This is a genomic window from Paraburkholderia sp. BL21I4N1 (assembly GCF_002973525.1).
Lineage (GTDB): Bacteria > Pseudomonadota > Gammaproteobacteria > Burkholderiales > Burkholderiaceae > Paraburkholderia.
This window is the reverse complement of record NZ_PVEN01000012.1, coordinates 196,133-219,238: the sequence shown is the minus strand read 5'-3', so window position 1 is coordinate 219,238 and position 23,106 is coordinate 196,133. Positions and strand designations below refer to the sequence as shown.

Below are 23,106 nucleotides of genomic sequence, written 5' to 3'. Positions count from 1 at the left end.
GTCTGCCGGGCATCCCGCTTCACTGATGCGGTGCTCATGGTATCAGGCTTAAACCGCCTGTTCGCGTTTGTTTAAGGCGGTCGTCGGCTAACGGTAAACGTGCTCCTGAATCATCTAACAAGTTCAGGGTATACATCGATTAAAGGGCAAAAGTTCGTGATATAGCATTTTGTTCGGGGTTGTCTGGCGCACGCGCATGCACACGGATTTTGTGGGTGTGGTGGAGCCCGGCACCGGCGCTTTCCTGGCCAGCGCCGTCATGCACACAGCGAGTTATTCCATAACTGAACGACTGGAGACTGACATGGCGGACGAACAGGGCGACAAGCACGACCACGGCGACGTACAACCTACACGCCGCGGACTGCTGCAAGGCGCGGGCCTCGGCGCGGCGCTGGCGCTGCTTGGCGGCGGATTGACCGCGACCCAGACGGCGCGGGCGGCCGAAGGCGGACCGTTTCCGGATCACAAGCGCTGGAAGATCGTTTTCGTCAATCACGTCACGACGAATCCTTTCTTCGTGCCGACGCAATACGGCATTCAGGACGCCACGGCGTTACTCGGCATGGACTACCAATGGACCGGTTCCGCGAATGCGGATATCGCCGAAATGGTGAACGCGGTCAACGCGGCCATTGCCGGCAAGGCGGACGCGATCGCCGTGCCGATCGTCGACCCGAAAGCCTTCGACAAACCGATCCAGGCCGCGCTCGACGCCGGCATTCCGGTGTTCGCCTATAACGCCGATGCGCCGCAAGGCACCTCCAATCCACGACTCGCGTATATCGGCCAGGATCTGTATCTGTCCGGGTATCAGATGGGCGAGCGTATTGCGAGCCTGATCGATAGCGGCATGGTCGCGCTCTTTATCGCCACGCCGGGACAACTGAACATTCAGCCGCGACTCGACGGCGCGGTTGCCGCGATCAAAAAATCCGGCAAGAAGATCGACGTGCAGACCATCGCGACCGGCGCCACAGTCAACGAAGAACTCTCCAAGATCAAATCCTTCTATCTGGGACATCAGGACTTGAAGGGTATGTTCGCCGTCGACGCGGGCAGCACGCAAGGCGTGGCCGAAGTGATGAAGGCGTCGAATCTGCCGTCCAAGGGCGTGCATGGCGGCGGCTTCGATCTGTTGCCGCGCACGGTCGAGCTGATCCACGACGGCTTTCTCGACTTCACGATCGACCAGCAGCCGTACGTGCAAGGTTTCTACACCGTGGTACAGGCCTTCGTGTTTCTCGCGTCCGGCGGGTTGGTGGGGCCGGCGAACGTGAACACGGGTCTGAAATTCGTCACCAAGGGCACGGTCGATCCGTATCTGAGCACCGCGACGCGTTACGAAGGCAAGAGCACCAAGCCGCAGATCGTGCCGCATACCGGCGGGATCAAAGGGTGACGTCGTCCGCGACGGACGCCTCGGCTTCGCGCGAACGCCGGCGCTTCGGGTCGAGGCGCATCTGGCGTTCCAGCGAGATACGCATTCTCGCGGTGGCGCTGATTCTGTGCGCCTATTTCGAAACCGCGAATCATGACTTCCTGCTGACCGGCGCGAGCCTGGAAAACCTGTCGCAATTCATCGCGCCGGTGGCGCTCATCGCGTTCGGCGAAATCATGCTGATGATAGGCGGCGAGATCGATCTGTCCGCCGGCATGGTGTTCGCGTTCGCGCCGTTCATCATGCACTTCGCGGCCGAAGCCGGTCTGCCGGTGTGGGCCGCATTGCTTGCCGGTCTGCTGGCGGCGTCGCTGGTGGGGTTGATCAACGGTGCGGTGACGGTGTATCTGCGCATTCCTTCGTTCGTCACCACGCTCGGTACGCTCTTTTTCGTCAACGGCTTCACGTTGACGATCTCGCGCGGCACGCCGGTATCGCCGCCGGACAGTGCGAATTTCGCGGCCTTCATGGGCGCGTGGGGCTACAGCGAAATCATCTGGACGGTCGCGATCGCGGCCATCATGCATGTGCTGTTACGTCATACCCGTTGGGGCTTGCACACCATTGCCGGCGGCGCGAATCCGCTCGGCGCGAGCGAGGCCGGCATTCACGTTCGGCGCCTGAAACTGGGCAACTTCGTGATCGCGGCGGTGCTCGCGGGCTTCACGGGGATTCTCGAAGGCTTCCGGATTACCTCGATCGATCCGCAGGCGGGTGGCAACCAGATCATGTTCCTCGCGGTCGCCGCGGCGGTGATCGGCGGCACGCCGTTGGCCGGTGGCTCGGGCACGATCATCGGCGGTCTGATCGGCGCGGCCGTGCTGGGAATTCTCAACGACGGCTTCACGCTGATCGGCATCAATGCGTTTACGTTCAACATGATTCTCGGCGCCGCGATTCTGGCCGCGATGATTTTCAATATCCACGTGGTTCGGCTCGCGCGCAAAGGAGACTTGTGATGGCGACGCCGCCCGAAGTGCCACCCGAAGCGCTGCGCGGCGAGGACATCGTCAAGCGTTTCGGCGCGGTCACGGCACTCGACGGCGTGGGCCTGACGCTCAGGCAGGGCGAAATACTCGGCGTGCTGGGCGACAACGGCGCGGGCAAGTCGACACTGATCAAGATTCTGACCGGTTTTCACCAGCAGACCAGCGGCAAACTCTTCGTGCATGGCGAGGAAACGCTGCTTCGCTCGGTCGACCACGCGCGCTCGCTGGGGATTGAATGCGTGTATCAGGACCTCGCGCTGGCGAACTCGCTGAGCATCTATCACAACATGTTTCTGAATCGCGAGATCATCCACCGGGGTCCGTTCCGGCTGTTGAACAATCGCGCAATGCGCGCGCGTGCCGCCGAATGTCTCGACGAGATCGGCGTGCACGTGCCTTCGGTGGATCTGCCGGTCGAGCAGCTTTCCGGTGGGCAGCGCCAGGCGATCGCGGTGGCGCGCGCGGTCAATTCCAATGCACGGATTCTGCTGCTCGACGAACCGCTCGCGGCCATGGGCGCGCGCGAGGCCGGGCTGATCATCGACCTGATTTTACGGTTGAAGGAGAAGGGCGGCCTCTCGATCGTCATGATCATGCACAACTACGCGCAGACGCTCGATATCGCCGATCGCGTGATGCTGATGCAGCGCGGCCGCGTGACCTATCAGCGGGAAGCGGCCAGCACGTCGGTGGCGGAACTGATGGAGATCGTGCGGCGCGAGTATCGGGAAATGCGCGGCACTGCGCAGTGATTCCGGCTTGCGGGTGGTGCCAAACGCAGTTCTAAACGCTGCGCCAACGTGGCGTCATTCCGTCATCCCGTCATTCGGCCTGAAACGCTCTCTCGTCAGACGCTTCGCCTTCCATACCGCCAAGGTATGAAAGTAGTCGGAATCGGTGTTGGACGGCTGCACGGATTTGTTTCTACCATGGTGTCCTCAGTTGCACGATTCAGGAGGACAACGCATGACAACCGCACCCGTGAAGATCGACAGCGTGGAGACGATCCTCGTCGACGTGCCGACGATTCGCCCGCACCGCCTCTCGGTCGCGACGATGAATTGCCAGACCCTCGTGCTGGTGCGCGTTCGTTGCGCGGACGGGATCGTCGGCGTCGGTGAGGGCACGACCATTGGCGGCCTCGCGTATGGTGAGGAGAGCCCCGAGAGCATCAAGATCAATCTCGACACCTATTTCGCGCCCCTGCTCAAGGGGCTGGACGCCACGCGCCCAGGCGCCGCGATGGCAACCGTGCGCACGCTGTTTCAGGGCAACCGCTTTGCGAAATCCGCGCTCGAAACCGCGTTGTTCGACGCGCAGGCGCAGCGCCTCGGCGTGCCTTTGTCGGAACTGTTCGGCGGCCGCGTGCGGGATGCCGTCGAAGTGGCATGGACGCTCGCGAGCGGCGACACGCAGCGCGATATCGACGAAGCCGCGCGCGTCTACGAGGCCAAACGGCATCGCATTTTCAAACTGAAGATCGGCGCGCGCGCGTTGGCCGACGACGTCGCGCATGTCGTCGCGATCGGGCGCGCGCTCGAAGGCCGCGGCGAAGTGCGGGTCGACGTGAATCAGGCATGGAGCGAAACCGAGGCGATCTGGGCCGCGCGCCGTTTCGCCGACGCAGGCGTGACGCTGATCGAGCAGCCGATCGCGGCACACAACCGCGCCGGCCTCAAACGCCTGACCGATCTCGCCATCGTGCCGATCATGGCCGACGAAGCGCTGCACGGTCCCGCCGATGCCTTCGCTCTCGCAAGCGCGCGAGCCGCCGACGTCTTCGCGGTGAAGATCGCGCAGTCGGGCGGTCTGGCCGGCGCGGCGCAAGTCGCCGCGATCGCATCGGCCGCGCATCTCGACCTCTACGGCGGCACCATGCTCGAAGGCGCGGTGGGCACGATGGCCTCCGCACAACTCTTCAGCACGTTTGACGAACTGAAGTGGGGCACCGAACTGTTCGGCCCCTTGCTGCTCACCGAAGAAATTCTCACCGAACCGCTGCGCTACGAGAACTTCGCGCTGCATCTGCCCGATGGTCCCGGTCTCGGCATCGCGCTCGACTGGGACAAGATCGAGCGCCTGCGGCGCGCTACGTATTAGCGCCCCGGCCGGCGCGACCCGCACCCGTCCGCACGGAAGGCTCACCCGCTAGCCATCCCGACCATCAAACGAAGGAGATACCCCATGAACCCGCAAGCCATCGACGCCCTGCTGCAAAAGATCAACGACAGCGCCACCCGCGAGGGCAATCCGCGCGCGAAGCAGATCGTCCACCGGATCGTGCGCGATCTGTTCCATACGATCGAAGACCTCGACGTGCAGCCCGACGAATTCTGGACCGCACTGAACTATCTCGGCGAAGCCGGCAAGAGCGGCGAACTGGGTCTGCTAGCCGCGGGTCTCGGCTTCGAGCATTTTCTCGATCTGCGTCTGGATGAAGCCGAGGCGAAGGCGGGTATCGAGGGCGGCACGCCACGCACGATCGAAGGTCCGTTGTATGTGGCGGGTGCGCCGCTGTCGGAAGGCCATGCGCGGCTCGACGATGGCACGGATCCGGGCCAGACGCTGGTGATGCGCGGCCGCGTGCTCGGCGAAGGTGGCCAGCCGCTGGCTCATGCGCTGGTCGAGGTGTGGCACGCGAACCATCTCGGCAATTACTCGTACTTCGACAAATCGCAGCCGGCCTTCAATCTGCGCCGCTCCATTCGTACCGACGCCGAAGGTAAGTACAGCTTCCGCAGCGTCGTGCCGGTAGGGTATAGCGTGCCGCCGCAAGGTCAGACGCAATTGCTGCTCGACCAGTTGGGCCGGCATGGGCATCGTCCGGCACATATCCACTTCTTTATTTCCGCGCCGGGTTTTCGCAAGCTGACCACGCAGATCAATATCGACGGTGACCCGTATCTGTGGGACGACTTTGCGTTCGCCACGCGCGAGGGTCTCGTGCCGGCCGTTAAACAGGCCGAAGGGGCGGACGGTCAGGCGTATGACGTGGCGGGCCGGTTCGCGCTGATCGATTTCGACTTCACGCTGTTCAAGGAACGCGACAACCTGCCGGATGCCGACGTGGAGCGTGTGCGCGCTGAAGCGTGATGCGTTGAAACGTGTGATGCGCTAGAACGAGCGGCCTCAAAACGAGCGGTCTCAAACGTGCGCCGTCAAAGCCCCGCCAGATGCTCCACCAGCGCCTTCTCCGCGCGCGGCATCGCGTCCCGGTCGCGCATGCAGATCAGCAACTGGCGGGTCGCCCAGCTATCGGCGAGTTCGATCGTGCCGATGCCGGGCGTGCCGCGATAGCGCTGCGCCGCCGCGGCCGACACGATGCCGATGCCGGCGCCTTGCTCGACCATGCAGCAGACGCCGTCGAAGGTCCGCATGTGGGCGCGGAAACTGAGCGTGCGGCCGGCCATCAGCGCGCGCTCGCCGAGATAGGCCTGTAGTGCACTGTCCGCGCTCAGGCCGATGAATTCCCGCCCGGCGACCTCCGCCAGCGTGGTGCTGGCCAACTGCGCGAGCGGGTCGTCGCGGCTCGCGATCAGCACCAGTTTGTCGACCGCGAACGGCAGCGTCTGCAACGCGCCATGCTCGACCGCATCGGAGATGATGCCGATCTCCGCCACACCGGTCAGCACCGCTTTCACCGTCTCGCTGCTTTGACGTTCCTTCAGATCGATCTGCACGTTCGGGTGATCGCGCAGAAAGCGGCCGATAGGCGACGGCAGGAATTCGGTGATCGCCGCCGAGTTGGTCCACAGGCGAATACAGGCCTTGCGGCCTTCCTGATGTTCGCCGAGTTCGCCCTGCATTCGCTCGATCTGGCCGAGCACGAGCCGTGCGTGATGCGCGAGCGTGTCGCCGGTCGGCGTGGATTCCACACCGCGCCGGCCGCGTTCGAGCAGGGGCATGCCGAGCGTGTCCTCCATGCCGCGCAGCCGCGCGCTCGCCGACGGCAGCGACAGGTTCGCGCGCGCCGCGCCGTGGGTAATGCTGCCGGTTTCGAGGATGTAGAGAAACAGCCGTAGGTCGATGAGATCGAAGCGCATGGAGGAGCGTGGTAATCGAGGACGGGCGGCCAAAGTTCAGCCTTAGTCCTAGCCTAAGTCACGGTACGTATCTTACGCATTGTGGACGGTTTTGAGGCAAGCGAAAATCGCCGACATCGCTTCCCGGACACTCTCCGATGATCTCTTCGTTTGCGATGCGTGCGGGCGTGGTGGCCGCGACGTTCGTGTTGGCCGGCTTCGTCAAGGGCGTGACCGGCATGGGGCTGCCGACCGTCGCGATGGCCGTGCTCGGCACGCTGATGCTGCCCGCCCAGGCGGCCGCGATGCTGCTGTTGCCGTCGTTCGTCACGAATGTCTGGCAACTGGTCGCGGGGCCGAACGTCGGCGTGCTGCTCAGACGTCTCTGGCCGATGATGCTGGGCATTGTCGCCGGTACGATCGCGGCCTCGTCGTTCATTGCGGGCGGTGGCGGGGTATGGGCCGTGGTCGGGCTGGGCGCCGCGTTGTCGCTCTATGCGGCTGCCGGTTTGCTGGCGTGGCGGTTCTCGGTGCCGGCACGGCACGAACGCTGGCTGTCGCCGGCTATCGGCGCGGTGACGGGGGTGATCACTGGCGGCACCGGCGTGTTCGTGGTGCCGGCGGTGCCTTATTTGCAGGGTCTCGCGTTGAAGAAGGAAGACATGGTGCAGGCGCTTGGGCTCTCCTTCACCGTATCGACCATCGCGCTCGCAATCGGTCTGGCACGCGAGCACGCGTTCGCCGTCGACGATCTGCGCGAGTCGCTGTTCGCGGTGGTCCCCGCGCTGCTGGGCATGTGGATCGGGCAGCGGGTGCGTGGGCGCATCAGTGCGGAGACCTTCCGCCGATGTTTCTTTATTTGCCTCCTCGTGCTCGGTATTCAACTCATGGCACGCGCGCTCGTTTAACTCATAACCCATGGTCAATGCAAAGGCGAGGTGTGAACGTGTGGCCCATTATTCTGGATACGTTGGGCGCGCTGGCGGTGCTGGCTAGCGTGGCCGCGCAGATTGCGTTTCTGCGCGGGAAGCGGTGAAGCGGTGAAGCGGTGAAGCGGTGAAACGGTGAAGCGGGAAAGCGGGAAAGCGGGAAAGCGGGAAAGCGGGAAAGCGCCGAAGCGCCGAAAAACGCTGCAACAGCGCGCAGTTTTCGCTCAACGCGGCGCGAGCCGCTCCGGCAGCGCATAGCGCTGCATCGTGCGCTCCATCCCATCGAGAAACACTCGCTCGGCCGCATTCATCTTGCGCGCGCGCAGCCACAACAGATCGATATCGACATCGACCAGACCTTCGTCGGGCGGCAGCCGCCACAGCCGCTGTTGCGCGAGATCGTCGCGCACGATGTGCTCCGGCAAGCAACCGATACCATAGCCCGCGAAAATCAGCCGCCGCACTTCGTCGAGGCTCGGCGACGCGGCCACGATGCGCCCGGTAAAGCCGCGCTGATCGCGAAACACCGTGAGCGGCGACAGGCTGTCGCCGATCTGGTCGCTGGTGAACGACACGAAATTTTCCGCCAGCAACTGATCGACCGACAGCGCATGCCGCCCGAACAGCCGATGATGCCGGCCGCAGAAAAGCGCATACCGTTGCCGCAGAAAACAGCGCTGTTCGAGTTTGTCGACCGGCGTACGGCACAACCCGAGCCCGGCGGTCGCGGTCTTTTGCAGCAGCGACGAGATGATGTCGGACGAACGCATCACCTCGATCTGCAAATCCACGCGAGGATAGCTCTTGTGGAATTCCGCGAGGAATTCGTCGTAGACGCCCGAGTCGATCCGGCTCACGGTCAAGAGGCGAATCGAACCGGTGATGTCGTCGCTTCGGTCGTCGAGTTCGGTTTCGAGCCGCGACATGTGACCGTAGATATCGCTGGCGATGCGATACACCTCCTCACCGGCGCGCGTGGGTTCGAAATGCGGGCCACGGCGCTGGATCAGCGTGCGTCCGAGCGTGTCTTCGAGCCGCTTGAGCGCCTGGCTGACCGCGGGTTGCGTGAGATGCAAACGCGCTGCGGCACGGCTCACGCTGCGCTCCTGCATGATGACGAGGAAAGTGCGCAACAGGTTCCAGTCGAGCCGGTCGTTCAGAAAACGCGTCACGTCCGCGCGCAATTGGGTCATGGGTGACTCCCGGCGAGCCGGTTAGGTATTAGCCAAATTTATAGTCAAGATAATAAACCGAAATTTGACTAATGTTTTATGGATGGCGATAAAAGCCCTCGACAGATACCCATCCGGTAACAACTGAGGAGCCGCCATGAACCCTTCGACCGCCCCGACTCGCCAGCCCGTGCGAGCGGCCAGCGCCGCTTTCATCGGCACCATGATCGAGTGGTACGACTTTTATATCTATGCCACGGCCGCCGCGCTGGTATTCGGCGAGTTGTATTTCCCGTCGCACGATCCGTTCGTCAGCACGATGGCGTCGTTCGCGACCTTTGCGGTCGGCTTCTTCGCGCGGCCGCTAGGCGGTGTGATTTTCGGCCACCTGGGCGACCGCATCGGCCGCAAGAAGGCGCTGATGACCACGCTGATGATGATGGGCGTGGCGACCGTGTGCGTCGGTCTGCTGCCGTCCTATACGAAGGTCGGCATGCTCGCGCCCGTGCTGCTGGTGTTGCTGCGGGTGGTGCAGGGCGTCGCGGTGGGCGGCGAATGGGGCGGTGCGGTGCTGATGGCGGGCGAGCACGCGCCGCAAGGGCGGCGCACGTTCTTCGCGTCGTTCGCGCAATTGGGCAGCCCGGCCGGTCTGATCCTGTCGCTGATCGCGTTTCGCGCCGTGACCTCCATGCCGCACGACGATTTTCTGGCCTACGGTTGGCGCCTGCCGTTTCTGGCGAGCGCGGTGCTGCTCGCGGTCGGCATTTTCATCCGGATGGGCGTGAACGAGTCGCCCGAATTCGCACGCGAGAAAGCGGCGAAGCGCACCGTCGAGTTGCCGATCGCCGAAGTGTTCCGCTCGTCCGGCGCGCTCGTCGCATTGTGTATCGGCGCGAATACGATCGGGATTGCCGGCGTGTATTTCACCAACACGTTCATGATTTCGTACACCACGCAAAACATCGGCGTGTCGAAATCGCTGATTCTCGATTGCCTGTTCGCGGTGGCCATCATCCAGTTTCTGGCGCAGCCGCTCGCCGCTTTGCTCGCGGAAAAACTCGGCGCCGCGCGTTTCCTGAAGCTCGCGGCGTTTGCGGCGATGCTGTCGCCGTATCCGATGTTTACGCTGGTGCAGAGCGGCAATCGCGGCGCGATGATTATTGGCATCGCATTGGCGGTCGTGTGCATGGCGAGCTTCTATTCGGTGATTGCAGGTTTTGTCAGCGGTGTGTTTCCGGTGCGCGTGCGCTATTCGGCGATTTCATTGTCGTACCAGGTGTGCGGCGCGATAGCCGGTGGTTTGACGCCGCTCGCGGGCACCTGGCTCGCGCACCGATTCGTGGGGCAATGGTGGCCGCTGGCGGTGTTTTATACGTGTCTCGCGGGCATTTCACTGTCGTGCATCGTTGCGCTGGACGCGCTCAGGCACCGGCGCGCGGATGCGCCCGAAGCGCTGCCCGCACGTTGAATCGAAGAGGAAAACGCAATGCTGAAAGTCGATGGACAACGCCTGTGGGCGAGTTTGATAGAGATGGCGCAAGTGGGCGCGACCGCGCGTGGCGGCGTGCGCCGGCTCGCGCTGACGGACGAGGATCGCCGCGGCCGCGCGCTGTTCGCCGAATGGTGCGTAGCCGCCGGTATGACGATGCGCACCGATGAGGTCGGCAACCTGTTCGCGCGTCGTGAAGGTACCGAGGCGGATGCGAAGCCGATCCTGATCGGCAGCCATCTGGACACGCAACCGGAAGGTGGCCGTTTCGACGGGGTATATGGCGTGCTGGCCGGTCTCGAAGTGGTGCGCTCGCTGAATGAGCAGGGGATCCACACGCAGCATCCGATCGAGGTCGTGTCGTGGACCAACGAAGAAGGCGCGCGCTTCACGCCCGCGATGCTGGGCTCCGCCGTGTTCGTCGGCGCGACGCCGTTGGCCGACGCGTTGCGCACGCAGGACGCGCAAGGCGTGACGCTCGCCGAGGCGCTCGACGCATGCGGCTGTCGGAGTGACGCCAAAAAACTCACGACAGACGATGTCGACGCCTATTTCGAAGCGCATATCGAACAGGGGCCGATTCTCGAAAGCCACGCTCATCCGATTGGCGTCGTCACCGGCGGGCAGTCGATCCGCTGGCTCGATGTCGACGTGACCGGCGTCGCCGCCCATGCGGGCACCACGCCGATGCCTTACCGCAAGGACGCGTTCTTCGCGGCCTCGGCCATGGCGCTAGAACTCGAAGCGCTCGCCGGGCGCTACGCGCCTCACGGGCTGGTGACGATCGGCCAGATCAACGTGCCGAATTCGTCGCGCAATACGATCGCGGGCAAGGTTTCGTTCACCGTCGACCTGCGTCATCCCGACGACACCAGGATCGACGCCATGGCACGCGACGTGCGCGCGGCTTTCGAACGCATCGCTGCGCAGCGGGGTGTGCAAGCGTCGATCTCGACCTGCTGGACGAGTCCCGCCACGCCGTTCGATCCGGCGTGCGTGGCGCTTGTCGAGGACGCCACGCGGCAATTCGGCTACACGTATGAGCGTATTGTCAGCGGTGCGGGGCACGATGCGATTCATCTGGCGCGCCACGTGCCGACCGCGATGGTCTTCATTCCGTGCGTGAATGGTCTCTCGCACAACGAAGCCGAAGACGCGTTGCCCGCCGATGTCACCGCCGGCGCGAACGTGTTGCTCCATGCGGTGCTGGCGCGCGCGAAAGTCGCCGCGCCAGTGGCCGCCTGAGCCTGAGACATCTGAAAGCGTGAACCCGCTTGAACCAGGGAATCGAACGATGCAGACATTTTTTCATCCGACGCAGTTGAAGCATCATCCGCGCAGCTACCTGTCGCGCGGCCAGATGCGTACGCCGCAAGAAGTCCCCGAGCGCGCCTTGCGGCTCGTCGAGGCAGCGAAAACACTCGGCTTCGACGTGCGCGAGCCGGCCGATTTCGGCAGCGCGCCACTCGCTGCCGTGCACGGCATGACCTATCTGCGCTTTCTCGAAGAAGCGCACCGCGAGTGGAAAAAGATGCCCGCGGAGTGGGGCGACGAAGTGATGTCGAACGTGTATATCCGCGAGAACAATCCGCTGCGCGGCGTGCTCGCGCAAGCCGCGCGTTATCTCGCCGACGGGAGTTGCCCAGTCGGCCAGCATACGTATGAATCCGCCTACTGGTCCGCACAAAGCGCACTGGCCGGCGCGCACGCGCTACTCGACGGCGCGGGCGAAGCGTATGCGCTGTGCCGTCCGCCGGGGCATCACGCGCGCGCCGAGGCGGCCGGCGGTTTCTGCTATCTGAACAATGCGGCCGTGGCAGCGCAGGCGCTGCGCCGGCAGTACGCACGCGTGGCGATTCTCGATACCGACATGCATCACGGGCAGGGAATTCAGGAGATCTTTTACGGCCGCGACGACGTGCTGTACGTGTCGATTCATGGCGACCCGACCAATTTCTATCCGGTGGTCGCGGGTTTCGAAGACGAACGCGGCATGGCGCAAGGCGAGGGTTACAACATCAATCTGCCGATGCCGCACGGCTCGCCGGAAGCGGTGTTCTTCGAGCAACTCGACACGGCGCTGGGCGCGCTCGCGCGTTTTCAGCCGGATGTGCTGGTGCTCGCGCTCGGTTTCGACATCTACAAGGACGACCCGCAAGCGATGGTGGCGGTCACGACCGAAGGTTTCGGCGAACTGGGCCGCAAGCTCGGCGGATTGAAACTACCCACGCTGATCGTGCAGGAAGGCGGTTACCACATCGAAACGCTGGAGGCGAACGCGCGCTCGTTCTTCGGCGGCTTCGCTTCGACGCGTTAATGTAAGCGGATCGATAACATTTTTCCGGGCGCGGCGAATAACGCCGCGCCATCCCCATTCCGATTCCAATTCCGATTGTTCGGCTCAACCGACGTATCTGTTCGTCCGCAGCCGCTTTATCCCCGAGCCCAACCTTTCTACATTGTCTCCAGTGACAGCGCCACGGCATTTCAGGCTTCATCGGCGTCAGTGCCGCGACTCTTCGCGGCATCTGGCCGGCGCGAAACCCATTCAAAGGAAACGATCATGAGCAGGCTCACAGGTAAGGTTGCAGTTGTTACGGGCGCATCGAAAGGGATCGGCGCGGCGATTGCGAAAGCGCTGGCTGCGCAAGGCGCTTCGGTGGTGGTGAACTACGCGTCGAGCAAGGCGGGCGCCGATGACGTCGTCGCGTCGATCACCGCGGCGGGCGGCAAGGCGGTGGCGGTGGGCGGCGACGTGTCCAAAGCGGCCGACGCGGAAAGTATTGTCGAGACGGCAGTCGAAACGTATGGCCGTCTGGACATTCTGGTCAATAACTCGGGCGTGTACGCGTTCGCGCCGATCGAAGAGATCACCGAAGAGCATTTCCATAAGCACTTCAACGTGAACGTGCTCGGTCTGCTGCTGGTCACGAAGGCGGCCGTCAAGCATATCGGCGAAGGCGGCAGCATCGTCAACGTCAGTTCGGTGGTAAGCCGTATCACGCCCGCGGGCAGCGCGGTTTATACCGCGACGAAGGGCGCCGTGGATGGCCTGACCGGCGTGCTCGCGCGCGAACTCGGTCCGCGCAAGATTCGCGTGAACTCGGTGAATCCGGGCATGGTCGCGACGGAAGGCACGCATAGCGCGGGCATTACCGGCACCGATTCCGAATTCGAAGCGTGGGCGCTCAGCACGACACCGCTGGGCCGCATCGGCCAGCCGGACGATATCGCCGACGTGGTGACGTTCCTCGCGTCGAACGACGCGCGCTGGGTGACGGGTGAAAGCCTGATTGCGAGCGGCGGCTCGCGTTAAGCGCTGGCAGCGCTGAGACGTTGAAGGGCTAAACGTTTCAGCGCCTCTGTTCTATCCCGCCAGATGCGGCGCCGGTGTCCGGCAATTCGACCGCGAACAACGCATCCAGCAGATTCGATCCCGGCCGCTCGGCGAGCCGGGTTAGCGATTCGATCATCTGCACCTGGCAATCCTGCAGCGGGACCATGCGGATGCGGCGCGATTCCTTGAATTCCGCGCGCGCGATTACCCCCACGCCCATGCCTTGCGCAACCGCTTCTTCAAGCGCCTCGCGGCCGTCCACATACATGACCGGTTCCACCTGCAACGATCCACGCACCAGTTCGATTTCGAGTAACTGTTGCGTGACGGATTGCGGCTCGCGGAAAATCATCGGCTGCCGCACCAGTTCCGCGTAGCTCAGCTTGCGCTTCTTCGCCGCCGGATAATGCGCCGGCACCATCGCCACCAGCGGATCGCGACGCAACACCCGCGCCTCCAACCGGCTGTGCACCTGCGGCGCGGCGGTAATGGCGGCGTCCACCGCGCTCGACAGCACGCGCTGCATGCAATCCGCCGCGTTGGCGATCGACAGCGTCACGACGATTCCCGGATGCAGCTTGCGAAACGCGCCGATCAGCGCGACCGCCAGATCGGGTGCGTCCGCAACGATCGACAGCGAACCGGATTCCAGCCCGCCGGCCGATTCGAGCAGTTGCCGCGCGTCGCGCTCGCAACTCAGCATATGGCGCGTCACCGCGAACAGACGCAGACCGAGTTCCGTCGTGTCGACGCCGCGCGGCCCGCGCTCGAACAGCTTGACGCCGTAATCCTGCTCCAGCCGCCGCACGTGGTCCGACACCGCGGGTTGCGTGAGCGACAGCGCCTGCGCCGCCTTCGAAAAACCGCCATGTTCCGCGACCGCATGAAACGCCCGCAATTGCGCGTATTGCACGTGTGCCTCGCTGGGTGATAAGTTTTTACGATACCTGCATCGATTATATCGATTTTACCGATGAGTCATGTTTCGCTACTGTGTGAGCTATCGAAACAGCGTTATCGGAGCTTCCGACCATGCCTTGCGTGATCGACCGTCGCACCACAGTGTCCCCGGCCGCGACCTTTACGTGTGCGGCGCCGGCCAAAGGCGAGCCTTATCTGTTAACGCCGGGTCCGCTGACCACGGCGCTCTCGACCAAGGAAGCCATGCTGCGCGACTGGGGTTCGTGGGACGGCGACTTCCGCGTCATGACCGCGCAGTTACGCGCCGCGCTGCTGGAGATCGCGGGCGACACGGCAGGCGACTACGATTGCGTGCCGCTGCAAGGTAGCGGCAGCTATTGCGTCGAGGCCATGCTCGGCAGCCTGATTCCGCGCGACGGCCATGCGCTGGTGCTCGCCAACGGCGCGTACGGCAAACGCATCGCCACCACGCTCGGCTATCTCGGCCGCACCGCGACCGTCCTCGATAAGGGCGATTATTTGCCGCCGCGCGGCGCCGAAGTCGAACGTCTGCTGGCCGCCGATCCGGGTATTACGCATGTGGTCGCGGTGCATTGCGAGACCAGTTCGGGGATTCTCAATCCCATTGAAGAGATCGCGGCGGCCACCGCGAAGCAGGGCCGCAAGCTGCTGATCGATTCGATGAGCGCGTTCGGCGCGCTGCCGCTCGACGTGCGGCGGATTCCGTGCGAGGCCTTCGTTTCGTCGGCGAATAAATGTATCGAGGGCGTGCCGGGGTTCGGCTTCGTGATCGCTCGTAAAAGCGCGTTGCAGGAAGCGAAAGGCCGCAGCCATTCGCTCGCGCTCGACGTCCACGACCAGTGGGACGTGATGAACCGCACCGGGCAGTGGCGCTTTACGCCGCCCACGCACACGGTGGCCGCGTTTATCGAGGCGCTGCGCCTGCACAAGATCGAAGGCGGTCAGGCTGGACGCCTCGCGCGTTACGCGAACAATCGCGACGTGCTGGTGGCCGGCATGAGCCAGCTCGGTTTCGAACCGCTGCTGAACGCGCGTTGGCGCTCGCCGATCATCGTGACGTTTTTTGCGCCGGCGCATCCGTCGTTCCGCTTCGAGCGCTTTTACGAGTCGATGAAGCAGCAGGGTTTCATCATCTATCCGGGCAAATTGACGGTGGCGGACAGCTTCCGCATCGGCTGTATCGGTCAGGTGGATGAGCACGTGATGCAGGCCGTGGTGCGGGCTTGCGCCGTCTCGCTGCGAGAAATGGGCGTGCCGGGCGCCGAGCCGCCCGCCGCCGCGCTCGAAGAACGCAAGGCGTTGGCGGACGCGGACTGAATGCGCCGGATGTCGGCGGAATACTCTGGCAAGACCAAAGGATCGAACTGAAATGAAACACGTCAAAGCGGTGATTTTCGACTGGGCCGGCACGGTGGTCGACTATGGTTCTCTCGCGCCGATGGGCGCCTTCGTCGAGACCTTCGAACAGTTCGGCGTGTCGATTTCCATCGACGAAGCGCGCGGTCCGATGGGCATGGCCAAGCGCCCGCATATCGCGGCGCTGATGGCGTTGCCGCGCGTCGCGCAGGCGTGGGCGGACAAGTATGGTCACGCACCGGGCGAAGCGGATATCGACGCCGTGTACGACGTCTTCGTGCCGAAGAACATCGCGGTGGCGGCGAGCTACAGCTCGGTGATTCCGGGCGTGGCGGCCGTGGCGAGCGCGCTGCGCGGCGACGATATCCGCATCGGCACGACCACCGGCTACACCCGCGAGATCATGGCCGAGATCGTGCCCGGCGCGGCGGCGCAGGGCTTTTCGCCCGACAGCATCGTGTGTACCGGCGATACGCCGGAAGGCCGGCCGTCGCCGTACATGATCTACAAGACCTTGCCGGCGCTCGGCGTGTGGCGCGCCAAAGAGGCGATCAAGGTGGACGACACCGAAGTCGGCATCGAAGAAGGGCTCAACGGCGGCACGTGGGCGGTCGGCGTCGCGGTGAGCGGCAACGCGTTCGGCATGGCCGAAGAGGACGTCAAGGCGCTCGCGCCGGCTGAATTTGCGTCGCGGCGCAAGGCGGCGATCCAGAAGCTGCGGGCGGCCGGCGCGCATTACGTGATCGACAGCGTCGCGGATCTGATGCCGGTGGTCTATGACATCGAGGCGCGGATGGAGCGTGGCGAGCGGCCCTGAGTGGTTTGTGTCGCGAGTCGGGCGCCTAGTTGAAAAAACCCACCGCCAGATCGATGAACTCGCGAATCTTGCGCGGCACGAACTCGCGGCTGGGGTACACGAGCGACACGGCCACATCGCCGTTGGTCACCGCGTAGTCGTCGAGCACACGCACGAGGCTGCCGCTGCGCAATTCGTCGGCGACCATTTCGAGCGGCAACAGCGCAATGCCCATCGCGCCTAAGGTGGCCTGCTTCTGCATGATCATGCTGTTGACGGTGAACGAGGCGTCGAGCGCGACGCTTTCTTCGTCGCCAACGTCACCGTTGCCGCTACGGCTGAACACCCACGTCTGCGGACTGGTGTCGAGCGCGGCGGCAATCACGCGGTGCCGTGCCAGATCGGCGGGCGTTTTCGGCTGACCGGCCTGGGCCAGATACGTGGCCGCCGCCACCGGCACCGCGTGCGAATTGATCAGCCGCCGCACTACCAGCGACTCCGAGCGGATCATATGTTCGGTGACGATCCCCACATCGAAGCCCCCTTCAAGCAGGTCGACCCGTTTCTCGGTGAGCGTGACGCGCAGATTCACCTGCGGAAACTTCGCCTGATATTCCGCGAACAGCGGCGTGAGCCGAAACAGCGAGAAACTGCCGAGCGCCACGATGCGCAGATCGCCCGCGACTTCCTTCGACGTGGTGGTCGCGCGCGATTCGACTTCTTCCAGTTCCGACATCACCACGCGACAACCGTCCGCGTAATCCGCGCCGGCTTCGGTCAGCACGACCTTGCGCGTGGTGCGTTGGAACAGCCGGATACCGAGGTGTTTTTCGAGGCTCGACACGTGGCGTGTCACCACGGAAGTCGAGACGTTGAGTTGCTCGGCGGCCTGCGCGAAGCTGCCCGCGTCGGCGACCTTGACGAAGGCCTGCATGGCCTGAAAGAGATTGATCATGTGAGTGCGAAAAGCGGTGTCGTTTAAGCGTGTGCGGCGTGGCGCGCGACGATCCGGCCATTCGCCACCACCAGTTTGCGCGGCGGCCGCGCGACGATGGCGTGGGCGAGCGTGTCCGCGTCGACCAGCACGAGATCGGCGCGGGCGCCGACATGCAGCCCGTAGTCGTTGAAGCCACAACCTGACGCTGCCGTCGTGCTGACGCAATCGAACGCGATAGCCAGCTCGTCGTCGCGCCGCAGGCCGTAGCGCATCGCGATCAGCATCGCGCGTTCGAGCATGTCCGGCGAGCCGTAAGGCGTCCACGTATCGCGTATGCCGTCGTTGCCGCCGAACAGCGTGACGCCTTTTTCGAGGCAGGTTTTCAGCGGCGGCACCGGCGTGGAAGCGGGGGCCGTGGTCAACAGCGCGACGCGCAGATCGGCGAGGCGCGCGAGCAACGCGTCGCGTTCGCGCTCCGGCAGCGCGCCGAGACAGAACGCATGGCTGACCACCACGCGCCCTTGCATGCCGAGCGCCGCGACTCGCTCTAGTAGCAGCCCGAGCGTGAACGCGCCCACTTCGCCGGGCTCGTGCAGGTGAATGTCGATCGGCTTCTGATAACGCTGCGCGAGTGCGAACGTCAGGTCGAGCGACGCCACCGGATCGCCGTCGATCAGCGCGGGATCGAGCGCGCCCAGCACGTCCGCGCCGGCCTCCAGCGCCTGCCCGAGCAACGCGCCGGTTCCGGGACGGCCAAGCACGCCCGACTGCGGAAACGCGACGATCTGCATCTCCAGCACATCGCGCAGCGCGTCACGCGTGGCGAGTACGCCTTCCAGATGACGCAACCCCGCGTCGGTATCGATATCCACGTGTGTGCGCAAACGCGTCGTGCCCGCCTGCACGAACGCACGGGCGAGCGCGAGCGACTGCCTGCCCGCGTCGTGATCGCCTTGCGCGCGAAAGCGTCGTTCGTTCTCGATCCGGTCGGTCAGCCTCGGGCCGACCTCGTTGCGATACCACGGCAAGCCCCAATGCGTTTTATCCAGATGCGTATGACCTTCGACGAAACCGGGCAGCAGCAACGCGCCCGCGCCGTTTTCCAGCGTCACACCGGGCTCGCGCGGCAGGTCCGGGCCGAGCGCCGCGATGCGGCCGTCGGCGATCGACACGTCGACACGGGTGCCGTCCGTCAGACGGACGTCGGTGATGAGCAAAGCGTGGGTGGTCAAGGTCATGGGAGCGGGTCGGCTGCGATGCGCGTGATCCGGGGCGCGCGTCGGCGATAAGCAATGGTCTGTTGAAAGAGTGCGCTGCCTGTTTGTTGAGCAGACGAGGGCGGCGCACGTCCGGCGGGTGAATTGTACTTCCTGGCGCAGCCGGCCTATCGGCCGGGTGGCGTCGCTGTCGACCCGCGAAAACCCGTTGCAAACCGTTACAGGCGCTCAAGTTTCGTTGATCGATGCCGTTGACACACATGCAAATCAAATTCGGGAACCCAGCCGTGCAACTCGCTTACAGTAACGACCGTTTGTCCAGCCGGATGTCGGTCGACCCGTCCGTCGCGGGCGAACCCGAGGTGGAATCGTCGGTGATCGAGTGGTTGTTGCATGACGATCAGGTCATGCGCGAGTGCTTCACGCATGCCGCGGAAATTCTGAAGAGCGTGACCGGCGCGGCGATTACCGCGATCACGCTGCTCGACGAGGAACACCAGCATTACCGCGCCGAAGTCGGCATGGCGATGCCGCTCGTCACGCGTGCGCGCTCGCTCGCGGACTACGCGGTGCGCGACGCGGAGCTGTTCGTTATAGAAGATGCGCACGACGACGCCCGCTTCGGCGAATGCATGCTGGTGCAGCGTCATCCGTTCGTGCGCTTTTACGCGGCGATCGCATTGCGCGCGCCGAACGGCGAGATCGTCGGCGCGTTGTGCGCGATGGACCCGTCGCCCGGCCGCCTCGACGAAGGCCAGCGCGGCGTGTTCTACCACTTGCGCGCGATGATCGAAAACGATTTGAAGATGCGCACGGCCACCGCGATCGATCCGCTGACGCAGTTGTATAACCGTCGCTTCCTGCTGGAAAGCATTGCGCGCCGCTGGAAAGAAGCACGCGACGGCGACGTGATGGGTTCGGTGGTGGTCGACGTGGACTGGTTCAAGCAATACAACGACACGTATGGGCATCAGGCGGGCGATCATTGCCTGCGCAAGGTGGCGTCGGTGATGCAGGCCGCGTCCGATGGCGAAGGCATCATTGCCGGGCGCATGGGCGGCGAGGAATTCGGCCTGCTGGTGTTGCACGCGGAACCGTCGGCGCTGCAGGGCACGCTGGAAACGTTGCGCCAGGGCGTGGTCGATCTGGCGATCGAACATCGCGCGTCGCCGTTGGGCGTGGTGACAGTGAGCGTGGGCGGCGCGATGACGCGGATCAACGAAAGCTCGCGGGCCGCGCATCGGGATGGTTTCGCGAGCGCGGACCAGGCGCTGTACCGGTCGAAACATGCGGGGCGGAATCTGGTGACGATGGCGTAGGGCGTTGCGCCTAACGCCTAACGGCTTACGCTTTACGCCTTGCGCGACTCGGGCAACGCGATCCGCGCTGAACGCCGCGCTTCTCCGCCGCCGCGCTCAACTCTCCTGCACGTCCGCATAAACCTGTTTGACCCAGTCGGCGAACACCCGCAGTTTCGTGCTGTAACGCCGGCTCGGCGGATACGCGAGATACACCTCCAGCGGCGGACGCCGGTAGTCCGCCAGAATCGGCACCAGCTCGCCTCGCGCGATGGCGGGCCGCACCATGAAATCCAGCGTATGAACAATGCCGAGGCCAGCTAGCGCAGTGGCGAGGTGCGCATTGCTTTCGCTCACCATCACCGGACTGCGCACGTTTTCGAGCACGAGGGGCTCGCGGTCGGCATCCGCATCGGTATCGCCCGCGCCGGCGAATTGCAGCGGCTGGACCAGCCCGGTGCTCGCGGAAAAATAGCTGACCACCGCATGACGGTCGTCGACGATCTGTTGCGGATGCAACGGTGTGCCATGTTCGGCCAGATACGCCGGACTTGCGCAGGTGACCCAGCGCAGCGTGCCGATTGCCTGCGTGACCAGCGCGGGGTCGTTTGCCGTGCTGCGGATCGCGCAGTCGATGTTCTCGGCGATCAGATCCGCCGTGCGGTCCGTCACGCTCAATTGCACCTGAATGTCCGGATAACGCGCGCAAAACCCGGGCAGCGCCGGAATCAGAATGCCGCTCGCGGTCGAGCCGCCGCTATCCACCCGCAACGCGCCACGCGGACTCGCGCGATCGCGGCCGAGCGTCGCCTCGATATCGTCAAGTTCGCTGAGCAGGTGGCGGGTGCGCTCGTAGTACGCGGCGCCGTCGGTCGTGACATTGACGCTGCGCGTGCTGCGTTCGAGGAGTTTCACGCCGAGGTGATCTTCGAGCGATTTGACCCACTTGCTGACCGTGGCGTTGGGCATGTGCAGCGACTGCGCCGCGCGGCTGAAGCCGCCGGTTTCCACCACGCGGGCGAAGATGCGGATTGCCTGCAAATGATCCATGAATGGGTTCCGATTAATTATCCACAACGGTGGATAAAGAAACCACAGCATAGCTATTTATCTCCATGGGCGCATCAAATAAGCTGACGTCAAGGGTCAAGCGACCTCAGCGAACTTAACGAACTCAATCGATGTCACCAGGAGCTTTCCATGAACCAGTCCAGACTTGAAAACGTCAACGCCCGCAAACACGCCGGCAAGATCGCGCTCGTGACCGGCGGCAGCAGCGGGATCGGCCTCGCGGCCGCGATCCGTTTCGCGCAGGAAGGGGCGAAGGTCTTTATCACCGGCCGCCGTCAGGCCGAACTCGATGCCGCGGTCGAACAGATCGGCCACGGCGCGGTGGCGATTCGCGCGGATATCGCGTCGGCCGCCGATCTCGACCGTATGTTCAGCACGGTGCAGGCCGCGCATCAGCGGCTCGATATCCTGTTCGCGAATGCGGGCGGCGGCGAGTTTTCCCCGCTCGGTGCGATTACCGAAGAGCAGTTCGACAAGTACTTCGATATCAACGTCAAAGGCACGTTGTTCACGGTGCAGAAAGCGCTGCCGCTAATGAAGCCGGGCAGTGCGATCGTGCTGACGGGGTCGATCACGTCGATTCAGGGCGTGCCGGCCTTTGGCGTGTACGCCGCGACCAAGGCCGCCTTGCGTTCGTTTGCGCGGACGTGGGCGTCGGATCTGAAGGGGCGCGAGATTCGCGTGAACGTGGTCGCGCCGGGCGTGGTGGTGACACCGGCATATAAAACCGAGCTGAAGATGAGCGACGAGCAGATCGAAGGCTACCGGCAGCACGTCAGCGACACGACGCCGCTGGGCCGCGTCGGCGAAGCGGATGAGATCGCCAAGGCGGTGTCGTTCCTGGCGTCGGACGACGCGAGCTACATCACGGGGATCGAGTTGTTCGTGGATGGCGGCATGGCGCAGGTGTAAGGCGAGCGGCAGCGGCTGCAAAACGAAGCCCGTCGATCGGCAACGATACGACGGGTTTTTTATCTGGCGCTGGATGCGAACATCGGTCTCATGGTTTTTCGCCACCGCGATGGCTAGCATGGACGCCTGCTATCCATGCGGTAACGCGGAGCATCGAGATGTTCGATTGGTTTGATCCGGGCAGCGCACGGTGCGGCGGAAGATGGGCGAATACAGTCCGGTGCACAACACGCTTCGCCACGGCGCGCGCCGGCGTTCTTCTCGCCGCGTTCCTGCAAGCGGGCACCGCCGGCGCGTTCACTGGCTCGATCCGATTTCCGGGCCATGGCACGTCGCTGTCCAGTCTCGCGTTTGCGCCGACGATCCCGGTGCCGAACAATCCGGCGGTGGGACAGGTCGTGCAATCGGTTTCGCACGAGGTCGGTCTGGGCACGCCGCAAGTGCTCTGCCGGATAGCCGAAACGGTCGCGGTGAACGGGACGCTGGCCTCCGGTTCCGACACACTCTTCGCGACCAATGTGCCCGGCCTGGGCGTGCGTTATTCCATCAAGCGGCAAGCGAAAGGTCAGTTCAGGAACGCGCCGTATGCCACGGTTTTCTTTCCCCCTGTCAGCCATGCTGCCGAGTATCACATCATGGCTGAACTCGTGGTGACCGGCCCGCTCGGCAGTGGCACGCTGACGACGATCCCGAGCCTCACCATGACCTTCGCCGGCCGCTGTTTCGAGACGGTGAGCGGAACGCAGCACATCACGCCGGGCAGCCGGTTCGCGGCGGGGACATGCAGCGTCGGCACCCGGGCGATTCAGGTTGCGTTGCCGCCGCGCGTGTCGCCGTCGAATCTGATGCGTAGCGGCGCCACGCCGTTTTCCATCGGGCTTGATTGCGCTGCGCCCGTGAGGGCCTATCTGTCGCTCGACGATGCGGCGAACCCGGGCAACCGGTCGACGATCCTGAGCGCTGCCGCGGGCTCGACCGCGAAAGGCGTGGGGATGCAGATCATGTCGGAGTCGAGACCCTTGTCGTTCGGCCCGCATGATCCGGAGAGCGGCAATCTGAATGTTTCGTTCGTGGGAAAAATGAGAGCCGGGGCGAACCTGATCCCGTTGAGCGCGCGATACGTGCGCACGGGGCCGGTGAGTGGCGGCACGGTGAAAGGGCTCGCGACGTTCACGATGAGCTATCAGTAGATCGCGCG

At 64.1% G+C, this 23,106-nt stretch carries 21 protein-coding genes; 15 read left to right on the top strand and 6 right to left on the bottom strand.

Features of this window, described 5'->3' with window-relative positions:
- Positions 1-304 precede the first annotated feature (304 nt).
- The 5 genes from B0G83_RS26755 (at position 305) to catA (ending at position 5,523) form a co-directional block, all read left to right on the top strand.
- A complete protein-coding gene (locus B0G83_RS26755; RefSeq protein ID WP_105510384.1) occupies positions 305-1,402 on the top strand; it encodes a sugar ABC transporter substrate-binding protein in 1,098 nt (365 codons plus the stop codon).
- Positions 1,403-1,461: 59 nt separating this feature from the next.
- Positions 1,462-2,400 carry an ABC transporter permease gene (locus tag B0G83_RS26750; protein ID WP_258168306.1) on the top strand — a complete coding sequence of 313 codons (939 nt, stop codon included), beginning with the start codon at positions 1,462-1,464 and terminating at the stop codon, positions 2,398-2,400.
- A complete protein-coding gene (locus B0G83_RS26745) occupies positions 2,400-3,182 on the top strand; it encodes an ATP-binding cassette domain-containing protein (RefSeq protein ID WP_105510382.1) in 783 nt (260 codons plus the stop codon). Before B0G83_RS26750 ends, B0G83_RS26745 begins: the two co-directional genes overlap by 1 nt.
- A 214-nt stretch (positions 3,183-3,396) precedes the next feature.
- Positions 3,397-4,530 (top strand): muconate/chloromuconate family cycloisomerase, encoded by a 1,134-nt coding sequence (locus tag B0G83_RS26740; protein WP_105510381.1) that lies wholly within the window; start codon positions 3,397-3,399, stop codon positions 4,528-4,530.
- A gap of 84 nt (positions 4,531-4,614) precedes the next feature.
- Positions 4,615-5,523 (top strand): catechol 1,2-dioxygenase, encoded by a 909-nt coding sequence (gene catA, locus B0G83_RS26735; RefSeq protein ID WP_105510380.1) that lies wholly within the window; start codon positions 4,615-4,617, stop codon positions 5,521-5,523.
- Between the two features lie 65 nt (positions 5,524-5,588).
- On the opposite strand, the gene B0G83_RS26730 is transcribed toward catA, so the two are convergent.
- The gene (locus B0G83_RS26730) at positions 5,589-6,473 is read right to left on the bottom strand and encodes a LysR family transcriptional regulator (protein WP_105510379.1); all 885 of its coding nucleotides are present in this window, start codon (positions 6,471-6,473) and stop codon (positions 5,589-5,591) included.
- A gap of 137 nt (positions 6,474-6,610) precedes the next feature.
- Between B0G83_RS26730 and B0G83_RS26725 the strand changes: the two genes are divergently transcribed.
- On the top strand, positions 6,611-7,360 hold the full coding sequence (locus B0G83_RS26725; protein ID WP_258168293.1) for a sulfite exporter TauE/SafE family protein: 750 nt from the start codon (positions 6,611-6,613) through the stop codon (positions 7,358-7,360).
- A gap of 245 nt (positions 7,361-7,605) precedes the next feature.
- Here the strand turns inward: B0G83_RS26725 and B0G83_RS26720 are convergent, their stop codons facing one another.
- Complete coding sequence (locus B0G83_RS26720) at positions 7,606-8,565, bottom strand: LysR family transcriptional regulator (protein ID WP_105510445.1); 960 nt, start codon at positions 8,563-8,565, stop codon at positions 7,606-7,608.
- A gap of 145 nt (positions 8,566-8,710) precedes the next feature.
- Here B0G83_RS26720 and B0G83_RS26715 point away from each other — a divergent pair, with 145 nt between their 5' ends.
- The 4 genes from B0G83_RS26715 (at position 8,711) to B0G83_RS26700 (ending at position 13,358) form a co-directional block, all read left to right on the top strand.
- Positions 8,711-10,021: an MFS transporter gene (locus B0G83_RS26715; RefSeq protein WP_105510378.1), complete on the top strand. Its 1,311-nt coding sequence runs from the start codon at positions 8,711-8,713 to the stop codon at positions 10,019-10,021.
- Positions 10,022-10,039: 18 nt separating this feature from the next.
- The gene (locus B0G83_RS26710; protein WP_105510377.1) at positions 10,040-11,287 is read left to right on the top strand and encodes a Zn-dependent hydrolase; all 1,248 of its coding nucleotides are present in this window, start codon (positions 10,040-10,042) and stop codon (positions 11,285-11,287) included.
- A 49-nt stretch (positions 11,288-11,336) separates the two neighbouring features.
- Complete coding sequence (locus B0G83_RS26705; RefSeq protein ID WP_105510376.1) at positions 11,337-12,359, top strand: histone deacetylase family protein; 1,023 nt, start codon at positions 11,337-11,339, stop codon at positions 12,357-12,359.
- 246 nt (positions 12,360-12,605) lie between these two features.
- Positions 12,606-13,358, top strand: coding sequence for a glucose 1-dehydrogenase (locus tag B0G83_RS26700; protein WP_105510375.1), 753 nt, complete (start codon positions 12,606-12,608; stop codon positions 13,356-13,358).
- Positions 13,359-13,395: 37 nt separating this feature from the next.
- Here the strand turns inward: B0G83_RS26700 and B0G83_RS26695 are convergent, their stop codons facing one another.
- Complete coding sequence (locus tag B0G83_RS26695) at positions 13,396-14,292, bottom strand: LysR substrate-binding domain-containing protein (RefSeq protein ID WP_105510374.1); 897 nt, start codon at positions 14,290-14,292, stop codon at positions 13,396-13,398.
- Positions 14,293-14,411: 119 nt separating this feature from the next.
- Here B0G83_RS26695 and B0G83_RS26690 point away from each other — a divergent pair, with 119 nt between their 5' ends.
- Both B0G83_RS26690 and phnX read left to right on the top strand, forming a co-directional pair.
- Positions 14,412-15,638 carry a 2-aminoethylphosphonate--pyruvate transaminase gene (locus B0G83_RS26690; RefSeq protein ID WP_105510373.1) on the top strand — a complete coding sequence of 409 codons (1,227 nt, stop codon included), beginning with the start codon at positions 14,412-14,414 and terminating at the stop codon, positions 15,636-15,638.
- Between the two features lie 52 nt (positions 15,639-15,690).
- A complete protein-coding gene (phnX, locus tag B0G83_RS26685) occupies positions 15,691-16,494 on the top strand; it encodes a phosphonoacetaldehyde hydrolase (protein WP_105510372.1) in 804 nt (267 codons plus the stop codon).
- A gap of 25 nt (positions 16,495-16,519) precedes the next feature.
- On the opposite strand, the gene B0G83_RS26680 is transcribed toward phnX, so the two are convergent.
- On the bottom strand, positions 16,520-17,428 hold the full coding sequence (locus tag B0G83_RS26680) for a LysR family transcriptional regulator (protein WP_105510371.1): 909 nt from the start codon (positions 17,426-17,428) through the stop codon (positions 16,520-16,522).
- 23 nt (positions 17,429-17,451) lie between these two features.
- A complete protein-coding gene (locus B0G83_RS26675; RefSeq protein WP_105510370.1) occupies positions 17,452-18,648 on the bottom strand; it encodes an amidohydrolase family protein in 1,197 nt (398 codons plus the stop codon).
- 266 nt (positions 18,649-18,914) lie between these two features.
- On the opposite strand from B0G83_RS26675, the gene B0G83_RS26670 reads away from it, so the two are divergent.
- Positions 18,915-19,946 carry a sensor domain-containing diguanylate cyclase gene (locus tag B0G83_RS26670; protein ID WP_258168290.1) on the top strand — a complete coding sequence of 344 codons (1,032 nt, stop codon included), beginning with the start codon at positions 18,915-18,917 and terminating at the stop codon, positions 19,944-19,946.
- Positions 19,947-20,042: 96 nt separating this feature from the next.
- Here B0G83_RS26670 and B0G83_RS26665 read toward each other — a convergent pair whose 3' ends face one another.
- The gene (locus B0G83_RS26665; protein ID WP_105510369.1) at positions 20,043-20,975 is read right to left on the bottom strand and encodes a LysR family transcriptional regulator; all 933 of its coding nucleotides are present in this window, start codon (positions 20,973-20,975) and stop codon (positions 20,043-20,045) included.
- Between the two features lie 150 nt (positions 20,976-21,125).
- Here B0G83_RS26665 and B0G83_RS26660 point away from each other — a divergent pair, with 150 nt between their 5' ends.
- Entirely contained in the window at positions 21,126-21,908 is a 783-nt protein-coding gene (locus B0G83_RS26660) for a glucose 1-dehydrogenase (RefSeq protein ID WP_105510368.1), read from the top strand.
- Between the two features lie 158 nt (positions 21,909-22,066).
- Positions 22,067-23,098 carry a fimbrial protein gene (locus B0G83_RS26655; RefSeq protein WP_105510367.1) on the top strand — a complete coding sequence of 344 codons (1,032 nt, stop codon included), beginning with the start codon at positions 22,067-22,069 and terminating at the stop codon, positions 23,096-23,098.
- Positions 23,099-23,106 lie beyond the last annotated feature (8 nt).

What these genes read in the sequence shown, in the direction of transcription:
- B0G83_RS26715 (WP_105510378.1), top strand. Translation starts at nt 8,711, where the DNA reads ATGAACCCTTCGACCGCCCCGACTCGCCAGCCCGTGCGAGCGGCCAGC.
- B0G83_RS26730 (WP_105510379.1), bottom strand. Translation starts at nt 6,473, where the DNA reads ATGCGCTTCGATCTCATCGACCTACGGCTGTTTCTCTACATCCTCGAA.
- B0G83_RS26705 (WP_105510376.1), top strand. Translation starts at nt 11,337, where the DNA reads ATGCAGACATTTTTTCATCCGACGCAGTTGAAGCATCATCCGCGCAGC.
- B0G83_RS26680 (WP_105510371.1), bottom strand. Translation starts at nt 17,428, where the DNA reads ATGATCAATCTCTTTCAGGCCATGCAGGCCTTCGTCAAGGTCGCCGAC.
- B0G83_RS26725 (WP_258168293.1), top strand. Translation starts at nt 6,611, where the DNA reads ATGATCTCTTCGTTTGCGATGCGTGCGGGCGTGGTGGCCGCGACGTTC.
- B0G83_RS26745 (WP_105510382.1), top strand. Translation starts at nt 2,400, where the DNA reads ATGGCGACGCCGCCCGAAGTGCCACCCGAAGCGCTGCGCGGCGAGGAC.
- B0G83_RS26665 (WP_105510369.1), bottom strand. Translation starts at nt 20,975, where the DNA reads ATGGATCATTTGCAGGCAATCCGCATCTTCGCCCGCGTGGTGGAAACC.
- B0G83_RS26675 (WP_105510370.1), bottom strand. Translation starts at nt 18,648, where the DNA reads ATGACCTTGACCACCCACGCTTTGCTCATCACCGACGTCCGTCTGACG.
- B0G83_RS26710 (WP_105510377.1), top strand. Translation starts at nt 10,040, where the DNA reads ATGCTGAAAGTCGATGGACAACGCCTGTGGGCGAGTTTGATAGAGATG.
- B0G83_RS26740 (WP_105510381.1), top strand. Translation starts at nt 3,397, where the DNA reads ATGACAACCGCACCCGTGAAGATCGACAGCGTGGAGACGATCCTCGTC.
- phnX (WP_105510372.1), top strand. Translation starts at nt 15,691, where the DNA reads ATGAAACACGTCAAAGCGGTGATTTTCGACTGGGCCGGCACGGTGGTC.
- catA (WP_105510380.1), top strand. Translation starts at nt 4,615, where the DNA reads ATGAACCCGCAAGCCATCGACGCCCTGCTGCAAAAGATCAACGACAGC.
- B0G83_RS26755 (WP_105510384.1), top strand. Translation starts at nt 305, where the DNA reads ATGGCGGACGAACAGGGCGACAAGCACGACCACGGCGACGTACAACCT.
- B0G83_RS26655 (WP_105510367.1), top strand. Translation starts at nt 22,067, where the DNA reads ATGTTCGATTGGTTTGATCCGGGCAGCGCACGGTGCGGCGGAAGATGG.
- B0G83_RS26700 (WP_105510375.1), top strand. Translation starts at nt 12,606, where the DNA reads ATGAGCAGGCTCACAGGTAAGGTTGCAGTTGTTACGGGCGCATCGAAA.
- B0G83_RS26690 (WP_105510373.1), top strand. Translation starts at nt 14,412, where the DNA reads ATGCCTTGCGTGATCGACCGTCGCACCACAGTGTCCCCGGCCGCGACC.
- B0G83_RS26660 (WP_105510368.1), top strand. Translation starts at nt 21,126, where the DNA reads ATGAACCAGTCCAGACTTGAAAACGTCAACGCCCGCAAACACGCCGGC.